Source organism: Pseudomonas sp. 910_21 (genome assembly GCF_052850735.1).
Genome location: NZ_VXCY01000008.1, coordinates 222,693 through 238,992, shown reverse-complemented (window position 1 = coordinate 238,992; position 16,300 = coordinate 222,693). Strand labels below are relative to the sequence as shown.

Sequence of the window (16,300 nt, the reverse complement as noted above, 5' to 3'; positions counted from 1 at the left end):
GATGGATATCGGGATGATTCGTGGCCTGGGCACCCTTGTTGTGATGGTGGCCTTCATCGGCTTGGCGCTCTGGGTGTTCAGCCCCAAGCGCAAGTCCGAGTTTGAAGACGCGACCTTGCTGCCGTTCGCGGATGATCCCGACGCCATCAAGCACGTCGAGCAAGCTTCTAGGAGTAACAAAGAATGACTACGTTCTGGAGTCTGTACGTCACAGTCCTCAGTCTGGGTACCATCTTCGCCCTGACCTGGCTGCTGCTGTCGACCCGCAAGGGCCAGCGCACCGAGCAGACCGACGAGACGGTCGGCCACTCCTTCGACGGGATCGAGGAGTACGACAACCCCCTGCCGAAGTGGTGGTTCATGCTGTTCGTCGGCACCATCGTCTTCGCCCTGGGTTACCTGGTGCTGTACCCGGGCCTGGGCAACTGGAAAGGCGTCCTGCCTGGCTACAACTACCTCGATAACGAGAAGCAGACCCCGTTCGCCAACGGCCAGTCCGGCTGGACCGGCGTGCATGAGTGGGAAAAGGAAATGGCCAAGTCGGACGCCAAGTTCGGTCCGATCTTCGCCAAATACGCCGCCATGCCTATCGAAGAAGTGGCCAAGGACCCGCAAGCCCTGAAAATGGGCGGTCGCCTGTTCGCTTCCAACTGCTCGGTCTGCCACGGTTCCGACGCCAAGGGCGCCTATGGCTTCCCCAACCTGACCGACGCCGACTGGCGCTGGGGCGGCGAGCCGGAAACCATCAAGGCCACCATCATGGGCGGTCGCCACGCGGTGATGCCCGCCTGGGTGGACGTGATCAAGGAACAGGGCGTCAGTGACGTTGCCGCTTATGTCCTGACCAACCTCGACGGCCGCAAACTGCCGGAAGGCATCAAGGCCGACCCGGTCAATGGCCAGAAGCTGTTCGCCGCCAACTGCGCGGTCTGCCACGGTCCGGAAGGCAAAGGCACCCCAGCCATGGGCGCCCCGAACCTGACTCACCCGGCAGCGTTCATCTACGGCTCGAGCTTCGCCCAACTGCAGCAGACCATTCGTCACGGCCGTCAGGGCGTGATGCCTGCTCAGGAACAACTGCAAGGCAATGACAAGGTTCACCTGCTGGCGGCTTATGTCTACAGCCTGTCCCACGGTGACAAGCAGGCCGACGCCGAGTAAGAGCGACGACTGAAAGCAACACTCAACGGCCCCGCCAATCAGCATTGGCGGGGCCGTTTTGTTTGCGCCTTACATCGGCTGAGCTCGACGGTGGATCACCCTTCGCGGCAACCCGGCAGTAACGTTTCTACAATATGGAGGACTTCGAGGCCTGCTGCGTAGGCCTGATCAACCCATGGAAGAATTGAACGGCGCGCCGTGCAAAACGGTCCATAATCCACAAGTCAATTGATTCAAGTCATTACACCATCAGTTGATTTCCCCCAACGCGACCAAAGGTCGCACCCTTGCGCTAGAGCTACAGGCGTATCATTGCGCCACTGCAACACCCCTTTTGACCCCGGCCGGCATGTACTGGCCGAGGCATTTTTCCACTGCCGTGGGATGCAATGATGAGCAACCAGATTCCCGTACAAGACGTTACCCCGCCTGCCAAAAACGCGACCAACAGCGTCGACCTCTACGCCTCCAGGGAAAAAATCTACACCCGCGCCTTCACTGGCCTGTTCCGTAACCTGCGCATACTGGGCGGCGCCGGATTATTCCTGCTGTACTTCGGCACCGTGTGGCTCAACTGGGGTGGCCACCAGGCTGTCTGGTGGAACCTGCCGGAACGTAAATTCTTCATCTTTGGCGCCACGTTCTGGCCCCAGGACTTCATCCTGCTCTCGGGCCTGTTGATCATTGCCGCTTTCGGCCTGTTCTTCATCACCGTCTATGCCGGACGTGTCTGGTGCGGCTACACCTGCCCGCAGAGCGTCTGGACCTGGATCTTCATGTGGTGCGAAAAAGTCACCGAAGGCGATCGCAACCAGCGCATCAAGCTGGACAAGGCGCCCATGAGCGCCAACAAGTTCCTGCGCAAGCTCAGCAAGCACAGCCTCTGGCTACTGATCGGTTTCGTCACTGGCATGACCTTCGTCGGCTACTTCTCGCCCATCCGCGAACTGGTCATCGACTTCTTCACTGGCCAGGCCGATGGCTGGTCGTACTTCTGGGTGGGCTTCTTCACCCTGGCCACCTACGGCAACGCCGGCTGGTTGCGCGAGCAAGTGTGCATCTACATGTGCCCCTATGCGCGCTTCCAGAGCGTGATGTTCGACAAGGACACCCTGATCGTTTCCTATGACCCACGCCGTGGCGAAAGCCGTGGCCCACGCAAGAAAGGCGCCGACTACAAGGCCCAGGGCCTGGGCGACTGCATCGATTGCACCATGTGTGTCCAGGTCTGCCCCACCGGCATCGACATCCGTGATGGCCTGCAGATCGAATGTATCGGCTGCGCCGCCTGTATCGACGCCTGTGACAGCATCATGGACAAGATGGAGTACCCCCGCGGGCTCATCAGCTACACCACCGAACACAACCTCTCCGGACAGAAAACCCATAAACTGCGTCCGCGCCTGATCGGTTACGCCCTGGTGTTGCTGGCCATGATCAGCCTGCTGGTCACCGCGTTCTTCATGCGTTCACTGGTGGGCTTCGATGTCAGCAAGGACCGGGTGCTGTACCGCGAAAACTCAGAAGGCCGGATCGAAAACGTCTATAGCCTGAAGATCATGAACAAGGACCAGCGCGACCACACCTACGTGCTCGATGCCGCTGGCCTGCCGGACCTGAAGCTGCAGGGCAAGCGCGAGATCCATGTGGTGGCCGGCGATATCGTCAGCATGCCAGTGGAACTGTCCATCGCTCCAGAGCAACTGCCATCGACCACCAACGAGGTGAAATTCATCCTCAAGGATGCCGACGATGACAGCGTCCACGTTGAAGCCAAGAGCCGGTTCATCGGCCCACAAATTCGTTAAGAGCCAAGAGAAGTGATCATGCCCGCAGCTACCACCACCAGCCCCTGGTACAAACACCTCTGGCCCTGGATCATCATCGGCATCCTCGCCTGCTCGGTGACCCTGACCCTGTCCATGGTGACCATTGCCGTGAACAACCCGGACAACCTGGTGAACGACAACTACTACGAGGCCGGCAAGGGCATCAACCGCTCCCTGGACCGCGAGTTGCTGGCCCAGACGCTGAAGATGCGCGCCAACGTGCACCTCGACGAACTGACCGGCGAAGTGGAGCTGCGCCTGAGCGGTAACAGCCAGCCCAAGACCCTGGAGCTGAACCTGATCTCGCCGACCCAGCCGGAGAAAGATCGCAAGATCAACCTCACCCGCAGCGAAACCGAACAAGGTCGCTACATTGGCCAGTTGACCGATCAGGTCGAAGGCCGGCGCTTCGTCGAACTGCTGGGAGTCGAAGGCGACAAGACCTGGCGCATGTTCGAAGAGGAACAAGTCAGTCACGACAAGGACCTGCTGCTGGGCGATGAGCCGCTGCAAGGGGCGGAAGACCTGAACTGATCAACACCTGTCGTCCATCGCCGGCGCGCCGCCTTTGCCCTCACCCGGGTTGCAGGCGACTTGCCGGCGATGAGTTTTTCCCCGACCACAAAGACCGCCGATGACCACGCCACTGCCTTGCTACCACTGCGCCCTGCCGGTTCCCACCGGCAGCCGGTTCACCGCCGTCGTGCTCGGCGAATCCCGGGAGTTCTGCTGCCCGGGTTGCCAGGCGGTCGCCGAGGCCATTGTCGCTGGCGGCCTGGAGCATTACTACAGCCACCGCAGTGAAGCCTCGGCCAACCCCGAAGCCTTGCCTGTGCAGTTGCTGGATGAGTTGGCGCTATACGATCGTGCCGACGTGCAACAACCCTTTGTCCGCCACGAAGGCGAGCTGGCGGAAACCACTCTGCTCATGGAAGGCATCAGTTGCGCCGCCTGTGGCTGGCTGATCGAAAAGCATCTGCGTAGCCTGCCGGCAGTGGTCGAGGCCCGCCTCAACCTTTCCAACCACCGCCTGCATGTGCGCTGGGCCGATAGCCAGCTCCCGCTGAGCCAAGTCCTTAGCGAGCTACGACACATCGGCTACGCTGCCCACCCCTATCAACCGGACCGCGCCTCTGAACAACTGGCCAGCGAGAACCGCCTGGCGCTGCGCCAGCTGGGGGTCGCCGGGTTACTGTGGTTCCAAGCGATGATGGCAACCATGGCCACCTGGCCGGAATTCAATATCGACCTGAGCCCGGAGCTGCACACCATCCTGCGCTGGGTTGCGCTTTTCCTCACCACCCCCATCGTGTTCTACAGCTGTGCACCTTTCTTCAAGGGCGCCATGCGCGACTTGCGCACCCGTCACCTGACCATGGATGTTTCGGTGTCCCTGGCCATCGGCGGAGCCTATCTGGCCGGGATCTGGACTGCCATCAGCGGCGTCGGCGAGCTGTATTTTGACGCCGTGGGCATGTTCGCCCTGTTTCTGCTGGCCGGACGCTACCTGGAACGCCGGGCCCGGGAACGCACTGCAGCAGCCACCGCACAACTGGTCAACCTGCTGCCAGCCTCCTGCCTGCGCCTGAGTGAAGACGGCCAGAGCGAACGCATCCTGCTCACTGAGCTGCGCCTGGGGGACCGGGTGCTGGTGCATCCCGGCGCGGTACTGCCGGCGGATGGCAAGATCCTTGACGGCCAATCGAGCATCGACGAGTCCCTGCTCACTGGCGAGTACCTACCCCAGCCCCGCAGTCAGGGCGACATGGTCACCGCAGGCACGCTGAACGTCGAAGGTGCATTGACGGTGGAAGTCCAGGCCCTGGGCCAGGACACCCGGCTGTCAGCCATCGTGCGCCTGCTGGACCGGGCTCAGGCAGAGAAACCTCGACTCGCGGAGGTCGCCGACCGCGCGGCCCAGTGGTTCCTGCTGTTCTCGTTGATCGCCGCTGCGGCCATCGGCCTGCTGTGGTGGCAACTGGACGCCTCGCGCGCCTTCTGGATCGTCCTGGCCATGCTGGTTGCCACCTGCCCTTGCGCGCTGTCCCTGGCCACTCCAACGGCCTTGACCGCCGCCACCGGCACCCTGCACAAGCTCGGCCTGCTGCTGACCCGCGGCCATGTGCTCGAAGGCCTGAACCAGATCGACACGGTGATTTTCGACAAGACCGGCACCCTCACCGAAGGACGCTTGGCACTGCGCGCCATTCGCCCCCTGGGTTGCGTGACCAGCGATGACTGCCTGAGCCTGGCGGCGGCCCTGGAGAACCGCTCCGAGCACCCTATCGCTCGGGCTTTTGGCCGCGCCCCAGTGGCGGCCGAAGAGGTCACCAGCAGCCCGGGACTGGGCCTGGAAGGTCTGGTGGGCACACAGCGCTTGCGCATCGGCCAGCCGGCATTCGTCTGCGAACTCAGCGGCTGCCCGGTGCCCTTGATGCCTGATGAAGCCGGCCAGTGGTTGTTGTTGGGTGACAGCCTGGGCGCCCTCGCCTGGCTGGTGCTCGATGACCGGCTGCGCAGCGACGCCCCAGCCCTCCTGGCCACCTGCAAGGCTCGCGGCTGGCATACCTTGCTGCTTTCCGGGGACAGCTCACCGATGGTGGCCAGCGTCGCCGCCGAACTGCAGATCGACGAAGCCCGTGGCGGCCTGCGCCCGGATGACAAGCTGCAGGTACTGCAACAGCTGCATCAACAGGGCCGCAAAGTGCTGATGCTCGGCGACGGGGTCAACGATGTGCCGGTACTAGCCGCCGCCGACATCAGCGTGGCCATGGGTTCGGCCACTGACCTGGCCAAGACCAGCGCCGATGCAGTGCTCCTGTCCAACCGCCTGGACGCACTGGTGCAGGCCTTCAGCCTGGCCCGTCGGACCCGCCGGGTAATCATCGAGAACCTGCTCTGGGCCGGGCTGTACAATGGCCTGATGCTGCCGTTCGCCGCCCTGGGCTGGATCACTCCGGTCTGGGCTGCGGTCGGCATGTCCATCAGTTCCCTGACCGTGGTGCTTAATGCCCTGCGCCTGACCCGCATGCCGCGGTCAGCCGACAGCGCCGGCGCCCCCGAAACCCGCCTGTTGCCGGCCTGAGCCGCCGGGCCTGGAGTCCAGATGCCAGCTCTTTATGTGATGATTCCGGCCGCCCTGCTGATCGTGGCCATCGCCATCTACATCTTCTTCTGGGCCGTCGACAGCGGTCAGTACGACGACCTCGACGGCCCGGCCCACAGCATCCTATTCGACGATCAGGACCCTAGCCACACCGCAGCGGTGGACGAAGCCAAGGGCCAGACAGACAACGACGCCGAGCCGGTCAAGAAAGCGGAACCACCCCATGCTTGAGCTGGCTCCCCTACTGGTTTCGGCGGTGATCCTTGGCTTGCTGGGTGGAGGGCATTGCCTGGGCATGTGCGGTGGGCTGATGGGCGCTCTGACCCTGGCCATTCCCCAGGACCAACGCAGCCGGCGTTTCCGACTGTTACTGGCCTACAACCTCGGACGCATCCTCAGTTATGCCCTGGCCGGCCTGCTGCTGGGTCTGGCTGGCTGGGCCGTGGCCAGCAGTCCGGTGGCGCTGTTCATGCGGGTACTAGCTGGCTTGTTGTTGATCGCCATGGGCCTGTACCTGGCCGGCTGGTGGAGCGGCCTGACCCGTATCGAAGGCCTTGGACGGGGCCTGTGGCGGCATATCCAGCCAGTCGCCAACCGCCTGCTGCCGGTTTCCAGCCTGCCTCGCGCACTGCTCCTGGGTGCGCTCTGGGGCTGGCTGCCTTGCGGTTTGGTGTACAGCACCCTGCTGTGGTCGGCGAGCCAGGGCAACGCCCTGGATAGCGCTCTGCTGATGCTGGCGTTCGGCCTCGGCACCTGGCCTGTGCTGTTGGCCACTGGTCTTGCGGCGGAACGGGTTACCGCCCTGCTGCGCCGTCGCAGTGTGCGCATGGCCGGAGGACTGTTGGTCATGCTGTTCGGCATCTGGACCCTGCCGGGGCCTCATCAGCACTGGCTGATGGGCCACTGATCCCTGGAAAGGGCCCGGCTACAGGGCTTGTACGCCCCGTCGGCGCTACCTCAGCGGCTCCCGAACACCCTTGATACAAATCAAGATGGCCGCAGCCCTAACCCCCTAGACTCGCGAACACTGCCAGCCTATCCGGGGGAATTCCCGCATGCTCGACGCCATTCGTTGGGACACAGATCTGATCCGCCGCTATGACCTGGCGGGACCACGCTACACCTCATATCCGACCGCGGTGCAATTCAACAGCCAGGTCGGCGCCTTCGATCTGCTGCACGCCCTGCGCGACAGCCGCAAGGCCCAGCGTCCGTTGTCGCTTTACGTGCACATCCCGTTCTGCGCCAACATCTGCTACTACTGCGCCTGCAACAAGGTCATCACCAAGGATCGCAGCCGCGCCCTGCCCTACCTGCAACGCCTGGAACAGGAGATGCAACTGATTGCCTGCCACCTGGCGCCCAACCAGCGGGTCGAGCAACTGCACTTCGGCGGCGGCACCCCGACCTTTCTCAATCACGATGAGCTGCGCCAACTGATGGCGCTGCTGCGCAAGCACTTCAACCTGCTGGACGATGACTCCGGGGACTACGGCATCGAGATCGACCCCCGAGAAGCCGACTGGTCCACCATGGGACTGCTCCGGGAGCTGGGCTTCAATCGGGTCAGCATTGGCCTGCAGGATCTGGACCCGGCGGTACAACGGGCGGTCAATCGCCTGCAGAGCCTGGAGGAAACCCGGGCCGTGATCGAAGCGGCCCGCACCCTGCAGTTCCGCTCCATCAACATCGACCTGATCTACGGCTTGCCCAAGCAGACCCCAGAGCACTTCGCCCGCACCGTGGAAGAAGTGATCAGCCTGCAACCGGATCGCCTCTCAGTCTTCAACTATGCCCATCTGCCCGAGCGCTTCATGCCGCAACGGCGGATCAATGGCAATGAGCTGCCGGCTCCGGCAGAGAAACTGGAGATGCTGCAACGCACCATCGAGCAGTTGACGGCAGCCGGTTATCGCTACATCGGCATGGACCACTTTGCCCTGCCCGACGACGAGCTGGCGATCGCTCAGGAAGAGTCGACCCTGCAACGCAACTTCCAGGGTTACACCACTCATGGCCATTGCGACTTGATTGGGCTGGGAGTATCGGCCATCAGCCAGATCGGCGATCTCTACTGCCAGAACAGCAGTGACTTGACCCAGTATCAAAATGCCTTGGCGGGCGCACAACTGGCCACTAGTCGTGGTCTGGTATGCAACGCCGACGACCGTCTGCGCCGTGAAGTTATTCAACAACTGATCTGCAACTTTAGTCTTAAGTTCGAAGATATAGAGAAGGCATTCAATATCGACTTTCGCGGCTACTTCAACGAACTATGGCCGGACCTGCAGGAGATGGCCGACGATGGCCTGATTCAACTCAGCGCCGAGGCCATTACCGTACTTCCGGCAGGACGCCTGTTGGTGCGTTCGGTGTGCATGATCTTCGATGCGTATCTGGGCCAACAGAATCGCCAGCGTTTTTCCCGGGTCATCTAGGACTTCATGATCAGGGAAGCGGCTTTCATCACCTGCTCGGGGCTCAGGCCTGCCTCTTTCATCGCCTTGGCCAGGGAGGCATTGGCCGTCAGCAAACCGCTGTTCAGGGCCGCCAGGGCAGACTGCAGGCTGCCGATCCGGGCCTTGGCCTCTTCCGGGCTCAGGCGTTTGTCGGCCATGACCGCCTGAAGCCGGGCAAGCTTCTCAGTAATCTGTTGTTGCAATTTTCTGATCATCTTGAGGAGTTGTTGAATATTTTCGGGCAGGCCGCTTTCCTCGATGTCACGGTCATCGCCCGCAGCACTGGAGGATTTCTGTAGTCCAACACCCGACAGCGACACTTTGACGCCCTCTCCGACCACAGATTCAGCAACTAGTGGAGAGCCCTTTAGTTCATCGTCATCAATGCCTTTCGAGGTCTCGGAAAGTAGCTGCAAGTTGTTGCTGCCATTAGTAATACCGCCAACAGAGGACATAGTTGCAGCTCTCCAAGTTACTTTCGTTAACAGGTTATCGACTCATAAAAGGAATGCTTTACGACTAACAGTCAATACGGCACGGACTGGCCGGAACCTCCTCCCGTGAGTTACCCTTACGGCTTATGTGTGTTTTCCCACAAGGATTCTAGAATGTCCGAGCCAGTTAAACTGCGCGCTCATAACCAGGCCCATTGCAAGGATTGCAGCCTGGCCCCTCTGTGCCTGCCACTTTCCTTGAATTTGGAAGACATGGACGCGCTGGACGAAATCGTCAAACGTGGCCGCCCATTGAAAAAAGGCGAATTCCTGTTCCGTCAGGGTGACGGCTTCGACTCGGTGTATGCCGTGCGTTCAGGTGCCCTGAAAACCTTCAGCCTCAGTGACAGCGGCGAAGAACAGATCACCGGCTTCCACCTCCCCAGCGAGCTGGTGGGGCTGTCCGGCATGGATACCGAAAGCCATCCGGTTTCGGCACAAGCCCTGGAAACCACCTCGGTGTGCGAGATCCCCTTCGAACGCCTCGACGAACTGGCTCTGCAACTGCCGCAACTGCGCCGCCAATTGATGCGAGTCATGAGCCGTGAAATCCGTGACGATCAGCAGATGATGCTGCTGCTGTCGAAAAAGACCGCAGACGAGCGCATCGCCACCTTCCTGGTCAACCTCTCCGCGCGTTTCCGCGCACGGGGCTTTTCGGCCAACCAGTTCCGCTTGAGCATGTCGCGCAACGAAATTGGCAACTACCTGGGCCTGGCAGTGGAAACCGTGTCCCGGGTATTCACCCGTTTCCAGCAGAACGAACTGATTGCCGCCGAAGGCAAGGAAGTGCACATCCTCGATCCGATCCAGCTCTGCGCCCTGGCCGGCGGCTCGGTAGAAGGCTGAACCACAGCGCTGGCGACTGAGCCAAGCCGCTCGGTCGCGGGTATACTGGCGCGGCCTATTTGCCCGCCAGGACACCTGAAGATGGCCTTCGATTCCTTCGACATCAAATCCCTGATCCGCCCCGTCATCGACTTCCCGAAACCGGGCGTGATCTTCCGCGACATTACCCCTCTGTTCCAGTCTCCCCGGGCCCTGCGCCTGGTGGCCGACAGTTTCGCCCAGCGTTATGTCGAAGAAGACTTCAGCCACATCGGTGCCATGGACGCCCGGGGTTTCCTGATCGGCTCAATCATCGCCTACCAACTGAATAAACCGCTGATCCTGTTTCGCAAACAGGGCAAGCTGCCTGCGGACGTACTCGCCGAGGGCTATCAGACCGAATACGGCGAAGCCTTCCTCGAAGTCCACGCCGACAGTCTGTGCGAAGGCGATTCAGTACTGATGTTCGATGACCTGATTGCCACCGGCGGCACCCTGATTGCCGCGGCCAATCTGGTACGGCGCATGGGGGCGAAGATCTACGAGGCCGCCGCCATCATCGACCTGCCGGAACTGGGCGGCTCGCAGAAGCTGCAAGACATGGGCATACCCACCTTCTGCCTGACGCAGTTTTCGCTGACTGAGCGCTAGAGTCCACCCGCGTATTCATCGGCAAGCAGGTTCCTACAGGCCCATCTGCTTGCTGATGATTTCGTTCATCACCTCGCGGGTGCCGCCACCGATCGAGAGAATGCGGTTGTCGCGATACAGGCGCTCCACCAGGCTCTCGCGCATGTAGCCCATGCCACCGAGTATCTGCACCGCATCATGGGTAATACGGTCAGCGGTGTCGGTGGCAAAGTTCTTGGCCATGGAAATCTCCTTGATCACGCTCTTGCCGGCGGCCATCTTCGCCGCCTGGCGATAGGTGAACTCCCGCGAGACCTCCAGAGCCGTAGCCATCTCTGCCAGACGATGCTTGAGCACCTGGAACTTGGCGATGGGCTTGCCGAACGCCTCCCGCTCGCGAGCCCACTTCAAGCTTTCCTCCAGGGCCATCTGTGCGGTCATGTTGGCCATCAGCGCCAGGGCCAGGCGCTCGCTCTGGAAATTGCCCATGATGCAGGCAAAGCCCATGTTCTCGGCGCCGATCAGGTTGCCCACCGGCACCCGGCAATCGTCGAAGAACAACTCGGCAGTGTCCGAGGCCCACCAACCCATCTTTTTCAGCTGTCGACCGATAGTGAAGCCCGGCGCGCCCTTTTCGATCAGCAGCAAGCTGATACCGCCGTAACCGGACTCACCGGTACGCACCGCAACGGTATAGAAATCGGCGCGTACGCCGCTGGTGATAAAGGTCTTGCTGCCGCTGACCCGATAATGATCGCCGTCGCGCACAGCGCGTGTCTGCAGATTGGCCACGTCCGAGCCGCCCCCGGGCTCGGTCACCGCCAGAGCGCAGATTTTCTCTCCGGACAGCACTTGGGGCGCCACTCGGTCCCGCACCTCGGGACGGGCCCATTTGACGATGGGCGGCAGGCCGATATCCAGGGAGCCCAGCCCCGCTACCAGGCCACCGGAACCGCTGCGCATCAGCTCTTCACTGGCGGCGATCTTGGCAAACAGGTCACCTTCGTGACTGCCCCCCAGCGCTTCGGGATAACCGATACCCAGAATCCCTGCAGCACCGGCCTTGAGATACAGCTCGCGGGGGAAGCTTTCAACCTCCTCCCACTGATCGATCTCGGGGAGGATTTCCCGTTCGACGAAACGTCGCACGCTGTCACGGACCAACTGGTGGCTGGGGTCGAAGTATTCCTGGCAGGCAGACATCGGCAAGATCCTCTGAAGGGTCGAGGAAACTTACCAAGCGCTTGCTTGGTTTTCAAGAAGATGTGTGACGCGTCTTTCGCCGGCAAGCCGGCTCCTACCGCCTTATAGCGCTATGGGTTTGCGGCCGGCGAAAGAATGGGCCAGGGTGCCACCATCCACCAGCTCCAGCTCGCCACCCAGGGGCACGCCGTGGGCGATACGCGAGGTGATCAGGCCTTTGTTGGTCAGCAACTGGGCAATGTAATGGGCCGTGGCCTCACCTTCCACCGTGGGGTTGGTGGCCAGGATGACCTCGGTAAAGCTGCCCTGCTCTTCAATCCGCGTCAGTAACTGAGGGATGCCGATGGCTTCCGGGCCCAGGCCATCCAAAGGTGAAAGATGCCCCTTGAGCACGAAGTAGCGACCGCGGTAACCGGTCTGCTCCACCGCGTAGACATCCATCGGCCCTTCCACCACACACAACAAGCTGTCGTCACGGCGAGGATCGGCGCACTGCGGGCACAACTCGTCTTCAGTCAGGGTCCGGCATTGACGGCAATGGCCCACCCCTTCCATGGCCTGGCTCAGGGCCTGGGCCAGGCGCAAACCGCCACTGCGATCACGTTCAAGCAGCTGCAAGGCCATGCGCTGGGCGGTTTTCTGACCCACGCCCGGCAAGGTGCGCAGGGCATCGATCAGTTGGCGAATCAGGGGGCTGAAGCTCATGAGCAAAGGTCCGACAAAACAACGAGACGCGGTTTATACCCGCGCCTCAGGGTAGCGTCAAATACTCGCGTGCGCGGCAACCTTGACCACCAGCTTGCCGAAGTTGCGCCCTTCCAGCAGGCCGATGAAGGCTTCAGGCGCCTGCTCCAGGCCTTCGACCACATCCTCCTTGAACTTGACCTTGCCTTCGCGCACCCAGGGCGCCATGGCCTTGATGAACTCTGGATGCCGGTCGCCATAGTCGTCAAAAACGATAAAGCCCTGAATCCGCACCCGCTTGGTCAGCATGGTGCGCTGCAACAGCGGCAGGCGGTCCGGACCCGGCGGCAGCTCTTGGGCGTTGTACTGGGCGATCAGCCCGCACAGAGGAATGCGCGCCTTGGGATTGAGCAACGGCAGAACGGCATCGAACACCTTGCCACCGACGTTCTCGAAGTAGATATCCACACCCTTGAAGCAGGCCTGGGCCAGTTCATCGGCAAAACTGGCGCTCTTGTGATCGATGCAGGCGTCGAAACCCAATTCCTCGACCACGTAACGGCACTTGTCCGCACCGCCGGCCACACCCACCACCCGCAACCCCTTGAGCTTGGCCACTTGCCCCACAACAGAGCCCACAGCTCCGGACGCCGCAGCCACCACCAGGGTTTCCCCGGCCTTGGGCTGACCGATGTCCATCAGCCCCATGTAGGCGGTCATCCCGGGCATGCCCAGCACGCCCAAGGCCATGGAGGGGCTGGGCAGGCCGGAAGGCACGGGAATCAGGTTACGGCCATCACTGATGCAGTGGCTCTGCCAGCCAGTGGCCCCCACCACCAGATCGCCTTCCTGGAACTTCGGATTCAGCGAACGTTCGACCCGACTCACTGCGCCACCGGTCATGACTTCATTGATTTCCACCGGTGCGGCGTAGGACGGTGCGTCGCTCATGCGGCCACGCATGTAGGGGTCCAGGGACAGGTAGAGGGTCTTCAGCAGGACCTGGCCGTCCGCCAGTTCCGGCAAGGCGACCCGCTCCAGGCGGAAGTTCTCAGGGACCGGTGCACCCTGGGGACGAGAGACCAGCACCACACGCTGGTTGAGGGTCAATGTTTGCGGCATCACAGACACTCCTGTATCGAGGGTTGGATAGGACTGTATAGGGTGCAGACCCTGAGAGGGCCGTGGCGTTCGATGTTTCTGCAGAGAGATCGGGGGGCGGCCTTCGCCGGCAAGCCGGCTCATGCGAACAGCGCAGTGCTTATCGACAGGATAAAAAAAGCCAGGCTCAAGGCCTGGCTTTTTTACGTCCATCCGAAACGCCCGGGCGAATCAGAACGGCAGTTTCATGCCTGGAGGCAGTTGCATGCCGGCAGTCATGCCGGACATTTTTTCCTGGCTGTTGGACTCGATCTTGCGCACGGCATCATTGACCGCCGCCGCAAACAGATCTTCCAGCACTTCACGGTCATCTTCGCTGACGCCTTCCAGCAGGCTCGGGTCGATGCTCACACGCTTGATGTCGTGACGACCGGTCATGACCACAGTGACCATGTCGCCGCCGGCCTTGCCGGTGACTTCGGCGTTGGCCAGTTCTTCCTGCATCTTGGCCATTTTTTCCTGCATCTGCTGTGCCTGCTTCATCAGGCCGGCCATGCCACCTTTCATCATGGGAATTACCTCAAAGTACGGGGATTGAAACAGCGCCCGGCCCATGGCCCGACGCCCTTTAAGTGATCAACCCTGAGCGGCCAGGGCCTCGACAGGTTCAATAGTATCCTGGCGCACCACGGCACCGAACTCCTGGACCATCTGCTGGATGAACGGATCGCCGTGAATCGACTCCTCCGCCTCGCGCTGACGGTCGGCCCGGCGCCGTGAAGCCGCCTGGGCCGGGGTTTCCTGCTCGGGCTTGATCAGCTCGATGGCCAGGGTCAGGGTACGTCCGTGGTACTGGTTCAGCGCGTCATTGAGCCGGCGCTGCTGAGTGGCGTTGAACAGCGCGCTGTGGGCCGGGTCCAGGTGCAACAGCCAGTTGTCGCCCTCTACGGCCATCAGGGTGCAGTTGGCGGCGATGCTGCCAGTCATGCCGGAGATCGGTAGTTTCGGGAACAGCTGCAGCCATTCCAGGGCCAGGCCGGTGGCCGGCTTGGCCGCGGGTTCCGGCTCGGGTTCCGGGGCCGGATCGGCGGCGTGCTCACTGGCCAGCTCGTCAAGATAGCTGTAGGCCGAGTCCATGTCCGGCTCGATGTAGTCCTCGTCCAGGGGCGGCTCGTCATCCAGATCGATGCCCGGGGTGGCAGCCTCGACCTCGGCGACACTCGGCTCAGGCACCGGCGCACTGACCCACTCCGGCGCATCCGGCACCACACTGTCGGGCGTTGGAGTTGGCATTGGCGTCAGCTCGGGCTGTTCGGCCACCACTTCCAGCACCGGTTCAACAGCTGGTTGCTGCTCGATCTGCGGCGCTACCGGATCGTTCCAAGGCAGGTCGACCACCTCCTCGGCGGCCACCGGCCCAGGCTCGACGTCAACCGCTTCGACGGCAACCGCTTCGGCAACCGGCGGGGCGACAGGTACAGGCGCAACCGGCGGAGCGGGAATCGCTGCCGGTGCGACCGGCGCGCTGGCAATCGGAGTAACGGGAGCCACAGGCACAGCAGGTGCTGGTACCGCCACGGCTTGGGCGGAATCAACTGTGGCCTGGCTGATCCCCACTGGCTTTAGCGGCTGTCTCGGCGCATCCGCGGTGTCCGCCGGACGGAAGGCCAGCATCCGCAGCAAGACCATTTCGAAGCCCCCCCGCGGGTCCGGAGCCAATGGCAGATCGCGACGGCCGATCAGGCCCATCTGGTAATAAAACTGTACGTCTTCGGCCGGCAGCGCCTGGGCCAGGGCCAGTACCCGGTCACGATCGCCATGACCGTTGTCGACCCCTTCGGGCAATGCCTGGGCAATCGCCACCCGGTGCAGCACGTTGAGAATTTCCGAGAGCACGCCGTTCCAGTCCGGGCCCTGCTCCGCCAGATGGCGCACAGCCTCCAGCAACGCCTTGGCGTCACCATTGATCAACGCATGGAGAACGTCATAGACCTGGCCGTGATCAAGGGTGCCGAGCATCGCTCGCACATCGGCGGCCATGACCTTGCCTTCACCGAAAGCAATGGCCTGGTCAGTCAGACTCATGGCGTCACGCATCGATCCGTCGGCGGCACGGCCCAGCAGCCACAATGCGTCGTCTTCGAACGGCACGTTCTCCACACCCAGCACATGACTCAGGTGCTCGACCACCCGTTCGGGCGTCATGTTCTTCAGGGAGAACTGCAGGCAACGGGACAAAATGGTCGCCGGCAGCTTCTGCGGGTCGGTGGTTGCGAGGATGAACTTGACGTAGGGTGGCGGCTCTTCGAGGGTCTTGAGCAAGGCGTTGAACGAGTGACTGGAGAGCATGTGCACTTCGTCGATCAGGTAGACCTTGAAGCGTCCGCGACTCGGTGCGTATTGCACGTTATCCAGCAATTCACGGGTGTCCTCGACCTTGGTCCGGCTAGCGGCGTCGATCTCGATCAGGTCGACGAAGCGCCCTTCATCGATCTCGCAGCACACCGAGCAGGTGCCGCACGGTGTGGAAGTGATGCCTGTTTCACAATTCAGACATTTGGCAATGATCCGCGCGATGGTGGTCTTGCCCACCCCGCGGGTGCCGGTAAACAGATAGGCGTGGTGCAGCCGCTGGCTGTCCAAGGCATTGATCAGAGCCTTGAGCACATGGGTCTGGCCGACCATTTCGCGGAACGAGCGCGGACGCCATTTACGTGCAAGAACCTGATAACTCATCGAAAACCGTCGCAACTGGAAAGCGGAAGCCGGTAATGCTAGCGGAGCAAGGGCGAAATTGCATCCGGC

General features: G+C 61.9%; 16 protein-coding genes. 10 read left to right on the top strand and 6 right to left on the bottom strand.

The genetic code is table 11. The features are described from left to right. Position 1 precedes the first annotated feature (1 nt). From FW796_RS24535 to hemN, 8 genes are all read left to right on the top strand, one after another. Positions 2-187, top strand: coding sequence for a CcoQ/FixQ family Cbb3-type cytochrome c oxidase assembly chaperone (locus FW796_RS24535; protein ID WP_011060239.1), 186 nt, complete (start codon positions 2-4; stop codon positions 185-187). Beyond that, positions 184-1,161, top strand: a complete 978-nt coding sequence (gene ccoP / locus FW796_RS24530; protein ID WP_404938864.1) for a cytochrome-c oxidase, cbb3-type subunit III — start codon at positions 184-186, stop codon at positions 1,159-1,161. The genes FW796_RS24535 and ccoP overlap by 4 nt, the downstream gene beginning before the upstream one ends. 392 nt (positions 1,162-1,553) lie before the next feature. Next, positions 1,554-2,969, top strand: a complete 1,416-nt coding sequence (ccoG, locus tag FW796_RS24525; protein ID WP_446440188.1) for a cytochrome c oxidase accessory protein CcoG — start codon at positions 1,554-1,556, stop codon at positions 2,967-2,969. Positions 2,970-2,987: 18 nt separating this feature from the next. Continuing rightward, positions 2,988-3,524 (top strand): FixH family protein, encoded by a 537-nt coding sequence (locus tag FW796_RS24520; RefSeq protein ID WP_346631803.1) that lies wholly within the window; start codon positions 2,988-2,990, stop codon positions 3,522-3,524. A gap of 100 nt (positions 3,525-3,624) precedes the next feature. Then, complete coding sequence (locus FW796_RS24515; RefSeq protein WP_446440187.1) at positions 3,625-6,075, top strand: heavy metal translocating P-type ATPase; 2,451 nt, start codon at positions 3,625-3,627, stop codon at positions 6,073-6,075. Positions 6,076-6,096: 21 nt separating this feature from the next. Next, the gene (gene ccoS / locus FW796_RS24510) at positions 6,097-6,327 is read left to right on the top strand and encodes a cbb3-type cytochrome oxidase assembly protein CcoS (RefSeq protein ID WP_346631805.1); all 231 of its coding nucleotides are present in this window, start codon (positions 6,097-6,099) and stop codon (positions 6,325-6,327) included. Further along, complete coding sequence (locus FW796_RS24505; protein ID WP_123725831.1) at positions 6,320-7,003, top strand: sulfite exporter TauE/SafE family protein; 684 nt, start codon at positions 6,320-6,322, stop codon at positions 7,001-7,003. Before ccoS ends, FW796_RS24505 begins: the two co-directional genes overlap by 8 nt. 148 nt (positions 7,004-7,151) lie before the next feature. After that, on the top strand, positions 7,152-8,534 hold the full coding sequence (gene hemN / locus FW796_RS24500; RefSeq protein WP_346631806.1) for an oxygen-independent coproporphyrinogen III oxidase: 1,383 nt from the start codon (positions 7,152-7,154) through the stop codon (positions 8,532-8,534). On the opposite strand, the gene FW796_RS24495 is transcribed toward hemN, so the two are convergent. After that, the gene (locus tag FW796_RS24495) at positions 8,531-9,010 is read right to left on the bottom strand and encodes a hypothetical protein (protein ID WP_346631807.1); all 480 of its coding nucleotides are present in this window, start codon (positions 9,008-9,010) and stop codon (positions 8,531-8,533) included. The genes hemN and FW796_RS24495 overlap by 4 nt on opposite strands. Before the next feature lie 153 nt (positions 9,011-9,163). Between FW796_RS24495 and fnrA the strand changes: the two genes are divergently transcribed. Together fnrA and FW796_RS24485 are read left to right on the top strand one after the other, a co-directional pair. After that, positions 9,164-9,898 (top strand): Crp/Fnr family transcriptional regulator FnrA, encoded by a 735-nt coding sequence (fnrA, locus tag FW796_RS24490; protein WP_011060230.1) that lies wholly within the window; start codon positions 9,164-9,166, stop codon positions 9,896-9,898. An 81-nt stretch (positions 9,899-9,979) separates the two neighbouring features. Next, positions 9,980-10,528: an adenine phosphoribosyltransferase gene (locus FW796_RS24485; RefSeq protein ID WP_346631808.1), complete on the top strand. Its 549-nt coding sequence runs from the start codon at positions 9,980-9,982 to the stop codon at positions 10,526-10,528. A 33-nt stretch (positions 10,529-10,561) separates the two neighbouring features. Here the strand turns inward: FW796_RS24485 and FW796_RS24480 are convergent, their stop codons facing one another. The 5 genes from FW796_RS24480 to dnaX form a co-directional block, all read right to left on the bottom strand. After that, positions 10,562-11,710, bottom strand: a complete 1,149-nt coding sequence (locus FW796_RS24480; RefSeq protein WP_346631809.1) for an acyl-CoA dehydrogenase family protein — start codon at positions 11,708-11,710, stop codon at positions 10,562-10,564. A 102-nt stretch (positions 11,711-11,812) separates the two neighbouring features. Then, entirely contained in the window at positions 11,813-12,415 is a 603-nt protein-coding gene (gene recR, locus FW796_RS24475) for a recombination mediator RecR (RefSeq protein ID WP_346631810.1), read from the bottom strand. Between the two features lie 57 nt (positions 12,416-12,472). Then, entirely contained in the window at positions 12,473-13,516 is a 1,044-nt protein-coding gene (locus FW796_RS24470) for an NADP-dependent oxidoreductase (protein ID WP_404938854.1), read from the bottom strand. A 210-nt stretch (positions 13,517-13,726) separates the two neighbouring features. Further along, on the bottom strand, positions 13,727-14,065 hold the full coding sequence (locus tag FW796_RS24465) for a YbaB/EbfC family nucleoid-associated protein (RefSeq protein ID WP_015634779.1): 339 nt from the start codon (positions 14,063-14,065) through the stop codon (positions 13,727-13,729). 66 nt (positions 14,066-14,131) lie between these two features. Beyond that, on the bottom strand, positions 14,132-16,231 hold the full coding sequence (gene dnaX / locus FW796_RS24460) for a DNA polymerase III subunit gamma/tau (RefSeq protein ID WP_346631812.1): 2,100 nt from the start codon (positions 16,229-16,231) through the stop codon (positions 14,132-14,134). Positions 16,232-16,300: the final 69 nt, after the last annotated feature.

Bases quoted from the DNA above. Each gene is read 5' to 3' on its own strand.
- recR (WP_346631810.1), bottom strand. From the start codon at position 12,415: ATGAGCTTCAGCCCCCTGATTCGCCAACTGATCGATGCCCTGCGCACC.
- FW796_RS24465 (WP_015634779.1), bottom strand. From the start codon at position 14,065: ATGATGAAAGGTGGCATGGCCGGCCTGATGAAGCAGGCACAGCAGATG.
- fnrA (WP_011060230.1), top strand. From the start codon at position 9,164: ATGTCCGAGCCAGTTAAACTGCGCGCTCATAACCAGGCCCATTGCAAG.
- FW796_RS24505 (WP_123725831.1), top strand. From the start codon at position 6,320: ATGCTTGAGCTGGCTCCCCTACTGGTTTCGGCGGTGATCCTTGGCTTG.
- hemN (WP_346631806.1), top strand. From the start codon at position 7,152: ATGCTCGACGCCATTCGTTGGGACACAGATCTGATCCGCCGCTATGAC.
- FW796_RS24485 (WP_346631808.1), top strand. From the start codon at position 9,980: ATGGCCTTCGATTCCTTCGACATCAAATCCCTGATCCGCCCCGTCATC.
- FW796_RS24535 (WP_011060239.1), top strand. From the start codon at position 2: ATGGATATCGGGATGATTCGTGGCCTGGGCACCCTTGTTGTGATGGTG.
- dnaX (WP_346631812.1), bottom strand. From the start codon at position 16,231: ATGAGTTATCAGGTTCTTGCACGTAAATGGCGTCCGCGCTCGTTCCGC.
- FW796_RS24495 (WP_346631807.1), bottom strand. From the start codon at position 9,010: ATGTCCTCTGTTGGCGGTATTACTAATGGCAGCAACAACTTGCAGCTA.
- FW796_RS24520 (WP_346631803.1), top strand. From the start codon at position 2,988: ATGCCCGCAGCTACCACCACCAGCCCCTGGTACAAACACCTCTGGCCC.
- ccoP (WP_404938864.1), top strand. From the start codon at position 184: ATGACTACGTTCTGGAGTCTGTACGTCACAGTCCTCAGTCTGGGTACC.
- FW796_RS24515 (WP_446440187.1), top strand. From the start codon at position 3,625: ATGACCACGCCACTGCCTTGCTACCACTGCGCCCTGCCGGTTCCCACC.
- ccoS (WP_346631805.1), top strand. From the start codon at position 6,097: ATGCCAGCTCTTTATGTGATGATTCCGGCCGCCCTGCTGATCGTGGCC.
- FW796_RS24480 (WP_346631809.1), bottom strand. From the start codon at position 11,710: ATGTCTGCCTGCCAGGAATACTTCGACCCCAGCCACCAGTTGGTCCGT.
- FW796_RS24470 (WP_404938854.1), bottom strand. From the start codon at position 13,516: ATGCCGCAAACATTGACCCTCAACCAGCGTGTGGTGCTGGTCTCTCGT.
- ccoG (WP_446440188.1), top strand. From the start codon at position 1,554: ATGAGCAACCAGATTCCCGTACAAGACGTTACCCCGCCTGCCAAAAAC.